Below are 13,500 nucleotides of genomic sequence, written 5' to 3' on the forward strand. Positions count from 1 at the left end.
TTAAAAGATAATATTAATCAAATCGATATAGTTGATATTAAAATTAATATTAAATTGGGATTGATTTCAATATTAATTTTTTAATAGCTTATTAATTCCTTCTAATATTAATTCTAATATCAATCTTTCATTAAATCAATATTTTATTAAATAAATATAAATTAAATATTAAATATTAATTATTAAATCATTAAATTATTAAATTAAAATTAAAAATTAAAAATAATAGCTATAAATTTAATATAGCTATTTAAATTAATTCTTTCTTCTTATTAAAGCAACAAGTGCAATTATTACAGCTAAAACAGCTATAATTATAATGCCTGTGTAATAAGTAAATACTGATGTTGGAGTATTAAATTTATTACCATCTAATGAATAAACATATCCATCTTGACCTGAGAAGAACAAACTTTGTCCATAAACTACTGGTGATGAACTTATTGCTGAGTTGAAAATGTAGGCTCCTGGATTATATGTTAATTTAGTGTTTCCAGTATATTTATTTAAAACATATCCATTTCCATCATTTGATCCAAATGCAACATAGTCACCATATATTGCAGGAGTAGATTGAACATCTCCTCCAGTTTTAAATGCCCATTTAAATGTTCCATCTCTTGAATCAAGACAAGTTAAGTTATCACTATCAGAACCTATATATAAATTATAGTTTCTAGTATCTAATGATGCAGAAGAGATTACTTTATCTCCAAGGTCATATTTCCATACAAGGTTTCCATTTGTAGCATTTAGAGTATATAGTGTACCATCTAATGATCCGATATATACTTTATCTTCTGTGTATGCTGGGGAAGCTGTAACTTGATCTCCTGTTGTATAATTCCATTTTTGACTTCCATCATTAGTATTAAGAGCAAAAATATTACCACTACTAGATCCTACAAATATTGTATTATTCATTACGGTTGGAGAAGATTTTATCTTTCCTCCAAGTTCTTTCTCCCATTTTTTACTACCATCAGGGTTTAGTGCATATAATTTTCCATTATCTGCTCCAAAATATATGGTGTTTCCAGCTACTGTAGCAGTTGATTCAATAGGCTTGTTTACTGTGTAATTCCAAGATAATTTCTCTGTTTTGATATTGTAACTATACATATGTCCTTTTTCAGTACCTATGTATAAATTATTTCCACTAATGACTGGAGAACTCACAACATTGCCTTTTAACTTGTATTCCCATTTTTTATCCCCAGTTTCCATATCAATTGCCTTTAAAATTCCATTTTCTCCAGCAATATACATTATTTTATCTTTAATAGCGGGAGACCCTTTAATTGGACTTTCTACATTAAAAATCCATAAATTTGATACAAAATCTCCTGCTTCTTGAATGAACCCTGTATGTTCAACATTTTCTTGAAACATTGTCCAATTTGCTCCAGAAATAGGGGATATAAAAATAGCTAAAATAGCTATTCCTATTAGTAATCCCTTAAATTTACTTTCCATTAAATCACCAAATTATTTTAATTACTTATTTTTGATATTTTATAGATATTATGCTCTATAGATGTTATGTTCTATAGATTATGTTTTATATATCCTGTTTTATTAGATATTATGTCCTTTTTTAGGTATCAAAGATTTAAACATCTCTATCAAATCTTATAACACCTAATACAAAGAATACTATTAAGAATCCTACAAGAACTAATATATCTAACCATATGTCTCCTAATCCTTGTCCTTTAAGCATAACTCCTCTCATAGCATCATTTAAATAGGTTAATGGAGCTATGTATGCTATTTTTTGGAATATCCATGGCATTGTTTCTATCGGATAAAATACTCCTGAAACAAACATCATTGGCATGGTAAATGGCATAACAAGTTGTGTATAATCTTCTTGTGTTTGAGCCGTTGCTGAAATCATTATTCCAAATCCAACAAACGTTAATGCTCCGAGTATCAGCACTCCCACAGCTAAGAATATATTTCCATTAATTGTTATTCCAAAGAGTAAAATAGCTGCTGCCAGCAGTATTATGGCTTTTACAACTTCAATTATTAATTTTGAAAATATTTTTCCTCCAACAACTGTAGCAACACTTGTAGGAGTCATAAATAACCTAGCTAATTCCCCTGTCTCTCTTTCACCAGCAATTGATTGACCCATTCCCATCATACATGACATCATGACAGTCATAGCTAATATTGCAGGAACTAAAAAGTCAATATATGCAATATTTCCATAAATTTTATTTACTTGAAGGTTAATTGAATTTACAATTCCATTAACACTATCTGAAATACCACCAACAGAAGATCCCTGGGAACTATCATTTAATTCCGTAGATACATTACTTCCACTAGCTGCACCCCCATCAGTACCATTCGAACTTTGAACAGTATTTTGTACTTGGATGGAAGCTAATTTTTCAGCACCTATTTTGGCACTTATTTGACTAAATAATTGTTGACTAGCTGGCACTATTGTTTGACTTGCTATTTGATCTGATGAATCAAGATACAATACAACCGTCTTACTTTGATCCGAACTTATATCATCATAATTTGGAGGCAGTATTATGGCTGCTTTAACTTGCCCATTGTTAACCATCTCTTTAGCTTGATTTACATTGGTTGTAATATTTTTAACTTCAAACAACGACATATCTTTAACTGCCATAAGTGTTTGATCAGTTATATTTCCATGGCTTTGTTCTGCAATTACTATTGGAACATTTTCAATGTCTCCTCCCATACCATAACCAAATAAGGTTATCATTATAATTGGGAAGAGAAACATAGCTATCATTCGTGAAGGATGTCTATAAAGAGATAAAAGATCTTTTTTAAGCATCCATAAGAATTTTTTGCTTTCCATATATTCTCAACTCTTCTTATTTTTGATATTTAATTATTTGACATCCTTTATATTAGCTTGATTAACCTTTTTCTTACTAGTTACATCAACAAATACATCTTCTAATGATGGATCTTTTGTATTAATAGAAGTTATGTTTCCATCGTTCTTTACAATACTCCAAATAACATTATTAACACTATTTTCAGCAAATTTGTCTACATCAATAGCTAATCTACTTCCTTTTCCAGTTTCAGTTACTCTTACATTATAAACAATATCTAAATCTTCAAGATCTTTCTTAATCTTGTCGGTCATATTTTTGACCATGATACTAACTTCTTTAGAGACTTTTTCAATCTCAGCTAGATATTCTGAATTATCTGTATCTCCATTATAGCTATCTTCATTATAGCTATCTTTACCAGCATTATCTTGATTTTTAGTTAATGATGGAGTAGACACTCCTGTTACTACTCCATTGTTCAGATCAGTAACATTTCCAACTATGGTATCATCTTCTTCAGTACTATAAACTGTTTCAGTTTTAAGTGATTTAGCTGCAAATTCAGTTTTTGCAAACTCTTTTGCACTAGAAAATCCTTCCATTTTTTTGAGAATTTCTTGTTCTTTTCTATGCATTAAAGTATCTTTAAGTCCTTGGGGAGTATCGAATGCAGCTAATTCTCCTAAATTCATGATACCTACATTTTCACAAAGCATTTCTACTTCATACATATCATGAGAACAGAGAATAATGGTATGGCCATTATCATTAAGTTCTTGTATTAAATCCCAAAGAACCATCTTAGTTGTTGGATCTAAACCAATAGTAGGTTCATCAAGAAATAGAACGTCTGGTCTGTGTATTAAACTAGCTACTACAGAAACCTTTTGTTTTTGACCACCAGACATTTGTTTAATTAACTTATTTTCAGCATATTTAATATCAACAAGTTCCATAAGATCGTCAATACGGTCTTCTTTTTCATCTTCTGTAAGACCATAGTAATCAGCACAAAGTTCTACATTTTCTCTAGCTGTTAAATCATTGTATAGACTTACAAGCTGTGGAACCATCCCTATTTTTTGTCTTACTTCATTTGGACTTTCAATAATGTCATGGCCACTTACTTTTGCTGTTCCATTTGTGGGTTTTATAAGACATGTTAACATTTTTATGGTTGTGGTTTTACCTGCACCATTAGGCCCTAAAAAACCGAAGATACTCTTATTTTTGACTTTCATATTAAGATTATCAACAGCTAAGAAATCACCATACATTTTAGTAAGTGAATCAGTTTCTATTGCATATTTCATTTATTCACCTTTTCCAATAACTTTTATTAATCTTATAATTGTAAATACTCTAAATTTTTTATTTATTTTTATATATTAATAATTCATTTATCTCAATAACTCATTTATTACTATTATTCGTCATTACATCCATCCAAAATTCTCTTATAGTTGGGGGGACGTTTTTATGAGGTTTTTTTCTAATTATTTCAATAGTATTGATACCTTTATCGGTAGCTTCATAGTATTTTACTTTTCTTTTACCTTGTAATTCCCAATCTCCCTTAATCAACTCTTTTTTTTCTAATTCATGGAGAATGGGGTATATTTTATTAGGTCCCGGGCCCTGTAATTCAAGATCATTCTTATCTTCTAATCCTTCTTTCATTTTTTTTATTATTTCATATCCATGTATTCTTCCTTTGGTTATAATCCAAAGAATAATTATTTTTATGAAGCCTTTCATTAAGGCAGATATCAATGTTTTATCGAAGTTCCCATCTTTTAATATACAATCGGTTTCCCAAGAATCATGATGGGCATGTTTTTTGATTTTGTTTTTCTTTTCTTTTTCTTTTTTTAAGGTCTTCTTTTTCACTAATTTTTTCATATAATTTTCACCTCAATGCTCTGTAAATAATTTATAGTAATTAAATTCATTAAAAATTATATTCATTTAAATTTTAAAATAAACATTAATTTGAATTAAAATTAAAATTAAATAAAAAATTTAACTAAAATACTAAATTAAACTTAAATTAAAAACTAAATTAAAATTTTAAATTATTTTATCATTATTTTCATATAATTTAAATCATGTAAAATTGATATTTATATCACTAGAAATTAATATATTAAAATTGATATATCAATTTTCTGATATATCACATTATTAATTATTTTTCATATATAAATGTTTCTATGAAAATTATGTAAATTATTTATTAACCATATAATTGTTTTTATAAAATTGTTATGAAAATAGCTATTGTAATATACATTATGGTAAAATTGATAAAAATTGTAAGAAATGAATATTTATATGCAAAAACTTAAATATTTAAATTTATATAATTATTATATATAGTTCATAAGTTCATATTTGTATATCTATTTTATATTTTTAAAAAAATAAAATCATATTTATGTTATAAATATATAAAATAAAGAGATTATAATTTAAAAAGTTTTGATGAAAATAAATAGAACAATATTTTTATGTATTAACTTTTTGTTTAATCAATTATTGATGAAAAGAAGGTTATCTAAATATATAAGTAATTTTTGAGTAATTTTCTTTTGATTAATAAAATCTAAGAACTTTATTTTGAGTAAATGTGTATTTTAATGTAATTTTAAGTTTGTACTTTGGAAGAAGTTTATTATTTTTCAGTATGATTTTAATCAAAAATATAATATAATAAGATAGTATTTTATGTTTTATTAAGAATTGGCTAATTAAATTTAATATTATGGAATAGTACACCATTATGGACTTAACAGTGCATCATTTTGAACTTTTTTAGATTATTAAGATATGTATTTCTGTGTTAATAAAATAATAAAGATTCTTTTTAAAGCATTTTGCTTCTTTTTTATATTTTTTTAATTTTTAATTTAAGAATATGTTTTAATTGATTTAATGGGAGGTGAAAAAATTAAAAAAAATAAAAAAATAATAACTCATACTTTGATTATTTTAGCCATTATATTATTAGCTGTAGTAAGTTTACAGGCTGGATCTTCAGCTACTACTAATATTACTAACACAACTTCTGGTGGAATAAGTGAAGCATTAAATAATGCAACTGATGGAGACACAATAGGTCTAGATGAAGGAATATACACAGGTAATAACAATACCAACATCACAATAAACAAGAATATAACAATTAAAGGAAATGGACCTGCTAGTAATGTAATTATTGATGCACAGGGACTTAGTGGAATATTTATTATAGGAGATAATGTTAGTGTGACTTTCATAAACATAACCTTTTTAAATGGAAACGCTAGTCTTTTAACTGTAGACTATAATTTAGGTGGTGCTATTTATAACAACTATACTAGTTCTTCAATGACTGTTACAGACTGTACATTTATAAACAATAGTGCATTCTATGGCGGTGCCATTTATACTTCTGGTAATTTGTCTGTTAATAATTCAAATTTCACAAATAATGAAGCTGATCGTGGTGGTGCTATCTATAGTAATAATCTTACGGATAATCAGTCTATTATTAATTCCATTTTTATAAATAATTATGCTGAGGATTATGGTGGCGCTATTTGTAATTTTGGAGATAATCAGTCTATTATTAATTCCACTTTTACTAATAATAGTGCTGGTGCTGTTGTTGGTTCTGGTGGTGCTATCTATATTTCTGCTGATAATCAGTCTATTATTAATTCTACTTTCACAAATAATAGTGCTAATCTCTTTGGTGGTGCTATTGATAATAATGGTATTGGATTAATTATTGATAATTGTTTTTTCAGTAAAAATGAAGCTCCCTCTGGTGGTGCTATTTATAATATAGTAGGTGGTAATTTTACTGTGATTAATTCTAATTTTGTTGAAAATAATGCTACTTCTGGTGGTGCTATCATGAATTCTGGTAATATGACTATAAATGATTCTAATTTCACTGGTAATAATGCTACTTCTGGTGGTGCAATTATTAATGATGGTCTAAATGTCTCTATTCTAAACTCTAATTTCACTCTCAATAATGCTAGTGTCTTGGGTGGTGCTATTTACAATAATGGTATTGGATTAACTATTAATAATAGCTTTTTCAGTAAAAATAAATCTCCCTCTGGTGGTGCTATCCTAAATTATTTAGGTAGTAATTTTACTGTGAATGATTCTAATTTTGTTGAAAATAATGCTACTTATGGTGGTGCTATCATGAATTATGCTGTTAATGTTACTGTGAATGATTCTAATTTCACTGGTAATAATGCTACTTATGGTGGTGCTATTTTTAACAATGGGGGTGCTAATGCTACTGTTAACTCTTCCGTTTTTACAAACAATAATGCTACTAATTTTGGTGGTGTAATCTATAATTCTGGTAATATGAGTGTGTCACGTAATGTTATGAATGGTAATAGTGCTGGTTTAGGTCAAATGATTTATAATGCTGGTGCTATGGGTATCTTGAATTTGACTTATCTTGATAATTCTACTAAAGTTGTTAGAGATGGTCAGATCGTTACTTTGTATGCTAATTTAACTGATGATATGGGTAATACTGTAACAGGACAGAATATAAGTTTCTATGTAAATGGAACTTATGTTGGTAATGTTACTGTTCTAGAAGGATATGTTAACTTGACTTATACTGTAGATGGATCTCTTGGAGATATTTTGCCTGTAAATGGAACATATGATGGAAATGTGAATTATCCGATCATTATTAGGGATGGTGCATTAGCAATTATGCTTTCTACTAATTCTACTATTAATGCTCCTGATGGTAAAGTAGGAAGGCCTATAAATATTTCTGGTGTTGCAACTGATGAAGATGGAAATCCAATAGCAAATACTCAAATTACTCTAACTATAAATGGTACAACATATACAGTAACAACTAATAGTAATGGTGAATGGAATTTTGTTTTTACTCCATCAAATAGTGGTGATTTTACTGCTACTATTTCTTGGGCAGGTAATTCTACTCATGTAGGATTTACAAATAGTACTACTTTCAATGTTGCTAAATTAGCTACTACTGTCACTGTTATTGCTCCAAATGCTACAGTTGGTCAAACAATTATTATTCATGGTGTTTTATTTGATGAAGATGGCAATACAGTAGCTAACGCTATGATTACTGTTATTGTTGATGGTGAAAGGTTCACAGTGACTACTGATGAGAATGGTCGTTGGAGTTTACCTTATAAAACAACTCATGCTGGAAATATTGAAGTTTCAGTAAGTTTCGAAGGTAATAACATCTATTTAGCTTCTCAAAACACAACTGTCTTCAATGTGGAAGCTAATAATGGAACAAATGGTACTAATGGAACTACTAACAATTCAGCTGCAACTGCAGCTATGAAAAAAACAGGAATACCAATAATACCTATTTTATTAATAATATTAGCTATGATTGGGGTAGTATATAGAAAAAGATAATTTTAAAAAGTTTTAAGGGCTTTAATTTTTGCCCTTTTTGTTTATTTTTATATTTTTTTATTTTTAATATTTATTTTATAAAAATAGAAATTTGTTTATTAAAAAAGCCAACAACCTATATTTAGGTTATTGGCTTATTAATTAATATATAGTTAAATTATTCTTTATTTTTTATACTATAATAATCATCTAAGTTACGTTGCAATAGGTCAATTATTTGTTGTGTTACTTCAGGATTCATTATAAGGTGTAGATTGCTTTCTTTTTTAGTTTCAATGCTTCCATTTGTATTTACAATTTTATCGTTAACAATCAATAATCTAATGTCTAAATCTGTTGAAGATCCAATTGCTCCAGTAACATAGATTTGTTGTGCAAATTCATCTATGTTTAAATCAAAATTTTCAATTGATTTATTATTAAAATCTATTATTTTATCTTCCATTAGCTACTCCTCCTTTCATGAAGTAACTCACCCTATTATTAAATAAATTTCGAGTTCTATTATATTTGTTCTGATTATTTCTTTCATTTGTTGTAGTTGCATATGTAGCATGTTTTTCTGAAATGTTATTTGTTTTTATCTTTTTCAGATGTTCATATTCTTTTTTATTTATTGATATTTTTTCATTTTCTTCTATTTCTTTTTCGACTTCATCTAAATCAATATCTGGAACATCTGTTTGAAACATTTTGTCTATTTCTTCATCAGTATATTCAATTATATCTTCATCGAATGTTTCAGCTTGTTTTTCCATTTCTCTAATAGATAGTTCATTTTGGACATTATCTAACATTTTAACAATATTTGATTTTGCATTCAATGAGTATTTATTTGAATTATCTTTTATTATAAATTCAGAATCAATTAAATTATTTATAAATTTATCTAAAGTAGATCTAGATATATTTGAACCAACAGCTATTTGTTGTTTAGTATATGAATTAAAAGGGTGTGCTAACAAGTAATCAACAACTTTTACTTGTGGACAATTCCCCATAATTTCACTTAACATAAATCATAATCCCTCACATCACTTTTTTATGTACTATTATTATACATTGCATACTTAATAAATGTATTGAAAATAATCATGAATTATTTTAATGTTAAATTATTATACATGAAATAATCATATCAAAATGGTTAAATAATACTATTGTCCATATAATTATTATGAAAGATGATTATGGAGTTCAAGAAGAAATTCTTTTTTCACTTTTTAGAACTAGACATATAGGTAAAAAACACACGCCTATTAATAATGTCTGCAAAAGATTAACAAAATTTCCCTGTAAACAAATACGGCATGATATAAAATCTCTTATGAAACAAGGTTTGATTCTTCCATATCCTACTGGACATGATCCTGATGTTAGATTAAATCCCAAAAAAATGAATGAAATTAAAGAAATTATTCGTCTTAAAATACTAACTATTGAAAAAAACTTTGGATAAAACTTATTCTCATAGTTTAATCTATTTTTTTATTTAATTTACTTATTTATTTTGTAAGGAGCATTTGATAAGTAAAAAAATAATTTTATAATTATAAATAGAAATATGTAGCTATGAAAAAAAGAATAAGGATAAAATTTAATCTATAATAAATGAATTTATTAGATTATTAAATAGTAGATTATTGAATATTAGAATATTATATATTAGATTATTATATTATAGATTAATCAAATATTAGATTATTTAATTTAAGAAGAGATTTCTAAGCTATTGCCATTGAAGTTTCAACATTTGGGATGTTTAAAATGTTATCTCCAATTAAATCAACAGGATTTAAGGAAATAGACTTGTTATGTATTGTTACAAATAAGTTGATATTTAATTCAATCTTTTTTTCATGGATTGAAATATTTAATACTCCATTTAGTTTATCATTTAGATATTGTTTTTTTGTGTTGAATTTTTTAGATGCATTTGATATTTCAACACCAATAGGGATGTTTTTTTCATCAAAATCTATGCTTACTGAATTATCTAAAAATTCTGAGTATTCAAAGTCCTTATAATATTCATCATCTAAAAAAGCAAATAGAATATCATTTTCATAATCATAATCTATTTCCATTACTTTTTTTTTCATTTTCTATTCCTTCTTTAATTTTTTCAAATCTGTCTTTTCTTATTGGGTGTGTAGTTGGAAGATTTATAAATTTATCCTTTATAACAATTATAATCTTAATAATATAATTGTTATTATAATATTTAAAAAAATAAAAAAGTAAATTAAAAGGATTATGCTGTTACTAACTCAGTTTGCATCACAGGAGCATTAATATTATTAATAGCTGAAAGATCAATAGGCATTGATGCTTTTCTATTATGAATTTCAATACCAACTGTAAGTTTAACCAAAATAACTTCATCACTAATACATATATTCATATGTATACAAGTTTTCTTATCTAAGCCCTGTTTTCTAGGAATTTTAAGAACTTTAGAGGCATCCAATATTTCAAGAGCAACAGGAATGTTATTTTCATCAAAATCTAGAATTATGCCCTCTTCTAATTCAACTGATTCTTTATATTTATAATCATCCACTACTCTAATCCCTAAAACATCAAAATGAGGGTCATACATAGACTCAATCTGAATAGTTTCATCTGCTTTCATACTTTCGCAATCTCATATTTTCTGAAAAAGGATATGAAGTAATAACTTCAACATCTTTATTATCAGTTATCTCAATATTATTTATTTATATTATTTTAAACATTATAAATGTTAACATATTGTTACATTTTCTTAATTTATTTACAATTTTTCTTAATTTATTTACAATTATTACCACTAATTAATAATAATAATCTTTTTGTTTTTAATAGATTATTAATTATTAAATAACTCATGCTTATACAAAAATATTTTCTAATTTTCGATATTTTACTATTGTTGTTACTTATATTTAAGTTTTAGCTTTTATTTAAGCTAAATTTCATAAATAAGGATAAATATTTCTATATAACAACAATTTAACAACATTAAACCAATTTTTGTATTGAAGAGCAATTTTTCTAAATTGAGACAATTAAATATTCTGTATATCCAAGATAAAAGATATAATAAATAGTAAAAATAAAATAATAAAATATAATCATTGATAAAATCATAATATATAATAATATATTAATTATAATATTTAGGGGATAAAAAATGGAGTTAGGATTTTCTTCATTATCACTTTTCATGAAATCATTAGAAGAAATATTGGATATAGCTACTAAAGATGGATTTAATCTTATTGAAATACTTTGTGAAGGACCTTATTGGCCAAGAAATCTTTTGAGTCAAGAAAACAATAGTATTAAAAGGATTGATGGCTATGATGTTAGACTAAACAATATGGATCTTGAGATATTTGAGTCATATGATATTAAAGTAATGCTTCATAGTCCAACTATTGATCTAAATCCGGCTAGTATGAATGAAGGGATAAGAAAAGAAACAGAAAGACAAACAAAGGAAGCATTGGATTTAGCTAACAAAATTGGGGCAATAGCTATAACCACTCATCCAGGTATAATCCATAGAAAAGAAGAGAGAATTAGAAATTTAGCTATTAGATTTGCAATAGATACATTATCCAAGTGTCAAAATCATGCTGAAGATCTCGGGGTAACTTTTTCAATAGAAAATATGCCTAACAAACAGAAATTTTTAGCTAATTCTCCTGAAGAACATAGATATATAGTTGAAAAAGTAGGTTCCTCAGCTACTATTGATTGGGGGCATGCTAATACTTATGAAAATCCTAATGAATTCTTATTAATTGATAATATTAGCTATTTCCACCTTAATGATAATATGGGTAAAAAAGATTCTCATATTCCTCTTGGTGAAGGATCCGCTGATTTTAGCTATGATTTTTTAAAAAATGTAAAAAGAGGAATTATTGAGTTAAATAGCTATGAGGATGTTTTAAAAGGTAAAGAATATCTTATTAATATAATAAATCATCATAAATAATTAGTAAATTAGAAAATTAATAAATAAGGGATATATAGTAAGATATAATAAAATATGCTGATATAGTGAAAAATATAGTAAGATATTGTAAGATATAGAAAAATAAAGAAATAATAAATAATTAATATAAATAAAAATTGCATGTATTAATTTGGATAATTAAAATTCAATATCTAATACTTGACAAATCTTTTCAATAATAACATCTGCAGCTTCGATAACTCGTTTGGATACTTCTTCTTTTTGTTCAAGTGTAAGAACAGCTAAATCAGATTCTTCAAAAGCAAGTATATCATTAGGTCCATTTCCAACCATCATAACTTTATAACCTTCATTTTTTAGCATAGCTATGATTTCTTTTTTTCTTTTTGTGTTAGCTGTTTCAAAAACATTTTTCTCAGGAAGATTTATGATTTCTGCAAGTTCATAGAGAGATTTAGCTCTATCACCTGAAGCAATAAATGTTTCAATTCCTTTATTATTAAGGGTTTTAATAACATTTTTAACATGTGGAAAGACTTTTCCTCCAGCTGCTATAACATATTCAACTTTATTATTATCGACATTTAAAATAAAAGCAGAACCACTACATAATTCTATAAAATTATTTTCATTATGTAATTGTTTAGCTGTTTCTTGAAAATCTTTAACTTTTATATCACTATGTCTTAGTAAGGGCAATATTTCATCTTTTGTTATATCTGCAGAGGAATAGCTAATATCTAATGGAATAGAATTGTCTTTTATAAAATCATACAATTTTTTTTCAGGATTAGCTTGCATTAGACATTTTTTTGTATCAGTTTGCATTACAACTAATGCACTATTTCCCAACTCATCAATCACATCTAAAGAACTATTGTCAACTCTTTTACTATTTTTTGTATTTTTAATAACTCTACACCTTTCTAAAAGTGTTCCTGCATTATCAAAGACTATAGCCTTCTTTTTCATAATATCTCTTTTAGTTTAATATTTTAAATTAATTTATTTAATATTCTTATTATGCTTTTAATAATATTTTAATTTTGAGGTTTTGATTTTATTCAATTTTTTATGAACTGTTCTTGTTTTTTGGTTTTCATGTTTATATTTTCCATTGGAAAATATTTATTACAAAATCGTTATATTTATATAATATGCTTATCTTAAATCATATTAGTAAAAAACATATTACAAGCTTTATTTGTAAATTATCGGTTTTTTTCTTAGTTCGTTTAATTTCGGTTAAACGAA

General features: G+C 26.2%; 12 protein-coding genes. 3 read left to right on the forward strand and 9 right to left on the reverse strand.

Annotated elements, in window-relative coordinates:
- Positions 1 to 255: 255 nt before the first annotated feature.
- From KQY27_RS02385 to KQY27_RS02400, 4 genes are all read right to left on the reverse strand, one after another.
- Positions 256 to 1,476 (reverse strand): PQQ-binding-like beta-propeller repeat protein, encoded by a 1,221-nt coding sequence (locus tag KQY27_RS02385; protein ID WP_224424973.1) that lies wholly within the window; start codon positions 1,474 to 1,476, stop codon positions 256 to 258.
- 136 nt (positions 1,477 to 1,612) lie between these two features.
- The gene (locus tag KQY27_RS02390; protein ID WP_224424974.1) at positions 1,613 to 2,854 is read right to left on the reverse strand and encodes an ABC transporter permease; all 1,242 of its coding nucleotides are present in this window, start codon (positions 2,852 to 2,854) and stop codon (positions 1,613 to 1,615) included.
- Positions 2,855 to 2,887: 33 nt separating this feature from the next.
- Positions 2,888 to 4,153, reverse strand: a complete 1,266-nt coding sequence (locus KQY27_RS02395; protein WP_224424975.1) for an ATP-binding cassette domain-containing protein — start codon at positions 4,151 to 4,153, stop codon at positions 2,888 to 2,890.
- Positions 4,154 to 4,253: 100 nt separating this feature from the next.
- Entirely contained in the window at positions 4,254 to 4,742 is a 489-nt protein-coding gene (locus KQY27_RS02400; RefSeq protein ID WP_224424976.1) for a helix-turn-helix transcriptional regulator, read from the reverse strand.
- A 1,032-nt stretch (positions 4,743 to 5,774) separates the two neighbouring features.
- Between KQY27_RS02400 and KQY27_RS02405 the strand changes: the two genes are divergently transcribed.
- Entirely contained in the window at positions 5,775 to 8,276 is a 2,502-nt protein-coding gene (locus KQY27_RS02405; RefSeq protein WP_224424977.1) for a carboxypeptidase-like regulatory domain-containing protein, read from the forward strand.
- 157 nt (positions 8,277 to 8,433) lie between these two features.
- Here the strand turns inward: KQY27_RS02405 and KQY27_RS02410 are convergent, their stop codons facing one another.
- Positions 8,434 to 8,721 carry a DUF3467 domain-containing protein gene (locus tag KQY27_RS02410; protein WP_224424978.1) on the reverse strand — a complete coding sequence of 96 codons (288 nt, stop codon included), beginning with the start codon at positions 8,719 to 8,721 and terminating at the stop codon, positions 8,434 to 8,436.
- Positions 8,711 to 9,292, reverse strand: a complete 582-nt coding sequence (locus KQY27_RS02415; RefSeq protein ID WP_224424979.1) for a hypothetical protein — start codon at positions 9,290 to 9,292, stop codon at positions 8,711 to 8,713. The genes KQY27_RS02410 and KQY27_RS02415 overlap by 11 nt, the downstream gene beginning before the upstream one ends.
- Positions 9,293 to 9,453: 161 nt before the next feature.
- Between KQY27_RS02415 and KQY27_RS02420 the strand changes: the two genes are divergently transcribed.
- Positions 9,454 to 9,735: a hypothetical protein gene (locus KQY27_RS02420; protein ID WP_224424980.1), complete on the forward strand. Its 282-nt coding sequence runs from the start codon at positions 9,454 to 9,456 to the stop codon at positions 9,733 to 9,735.
- A 265-nt stretch (positions 9,736 to 10,000) separates the two neighbouring features.
- Here KQY27_RS02420 and KQY27_RS02425 read toward each other — a convergent pair whose 3' ends face one another.
- Positions 10,001 to 10,378 carry a DUF2283 domain-containing protein gene (locus KQY27_RS02425; RefSeq protein ID WP_224424981.1) on the reverse strand — a complete coding sequence of 126 codons (378 nt, stop codon included), beginning with the start codon at positions 10,376 to 10,378 and terminating at the stop codon, positions 10,001 to 10,003.
- A 152-nt stretch (positions 10,379 to 10,530) separates the two neighbouring features.
- Positions 10,531 to 10,911: a DUF2283 domain-containing protein gene (locus tag KQY27_RS02430; RefSeq protein WP_224424982.1), complete on the reverse strand. Its 381-nt coding sequence runs from the start codon at positions 10,909 to 10,911 to the stop codon at positions 10,531 to 10,533.
- A 540-nt stretch (positions 10,912 to 11,451) separates the two neighbouring features.
- Here KQY27_RS02430 and KQY27_RS02435 point away from each other — a divergent pair.
- Entirely contained in the window at positions 11,452 to 12,264 is an 813-nt protein-coding gene (locus tag KQY27_RS02435) for a sugar phosphate isomerase/epimerase (protein WP_224424983.1), read from the forward strand.
- A gap of 159 nt (positions 12,265 to 12,423) precedes the next feature.
- On the opposite strand, the gene KQY27_RS02440 is transcribed toward KQY27_RS02435, so the two are convergent.
- Positions 12,424 to 13,218: an HAD family hydrolase gene (locus KQY27_RS02440; RefSeq protein ID WP_224424984.1), complete on the reverse strand. Its 795-nt coding sequence runs from the start codon at positions 13,216 to 13,218 to the stop codon at positions 12,424 to 12,426.
- Between the last annotated feature and the right edge of the window lie 282 nt (positions 13,219 to 13,500).

The organism is Methanobrevibacter sp. TMH8, from assembly GCF_020148105.1.
Classification (GTDB): domain Archaea; phylum Methanobacteriota; class Methanobacteria; order Methanobacteriales; family Methanobacteriaceae; genus Methanobinarius.

Coding starts and splice junctions, on each gene's coding strand:
- KQY27_RS02385 (WP_224424973.1), bottom strand. CDS start 1,476: ATGGAAAGTAAATTTAAGGGATTACTAATAGGAATAGCTATTTTAGCT.
- KQY27_RS02390 (WP_224424974.1), bottom strand. CDS start 2,854: ATGGAAAGCAAAAAATTCTTATGGATGCTTAAAAAAGATCTTTTATCT.
- KQY27_RS02395 (WP_224424975.1), bottom strand. CDS start 4,153: ATGAAATATGCAATAGAAACTGATTCACTTACTAAAATGTATGGTGAT.
- KQY27_RS02400 (WP_224424976.1), bottom strand. CDS start 4,742: ATGAAAAAATTAGTGAAAAAGAAGACCTTAAAAAAAGAAAAAGAAAAG.
- KQY27_RS02405 (WP_224424977.1), top strand. CDS start 5,775: ATGGGAGGTGAAAAAATTAAAAAAAATAAAAAAATAATAACTCATACT.
- KQY27_RS02410 (WP_224424978.1), bottom strand. CDS start 8,721: ATGGAAGATAAAATAATAGATTTTAATAATAAATCAATTGAAAATTTT.
- KQY27_RS02415 (WP_224424979.1), bottom strand. CDS start 9,292: ATGTTAAGTGAAATTATGGGGAATTGTCCACAAGTAAAAGTTGTTGAT.
- KQY27_RS02420 (WP_224424980.1), top strand. CDS start 9,454: ATGAAAGATGATTATGGAGTTCAAGAAGAAATTCTTTTTTCACTTTTT.
- KQY27_RS02425 (WP_224424981.1), bottom strand. CDS start 10,378: ATGAAAAAAAAAGTAATGGAAATAGATTATGATTATGAAAATGATATT.
- KQY27_RS02430 (WP_224424982.1), bottom strand. CDS start 10,911: ATGAAAGCAGATGAAACTATTCAGATTGAGTCTATGTATGACCCTCAT.
- KQY27_RS02435 (WP_224424983.1), top strand. CDS start 11,452: ATGGAGTTAGGATTTTCTTCATTATCACTTTTCATGAAATCATTAGAA.
- KQY27_RS02440 (WP_224424984.1), bottom strand. CDS start 13,218: ATGAAAAAGAAGGCTATAGTCTTTGATAATGCAGGAACACTTTTAGAA.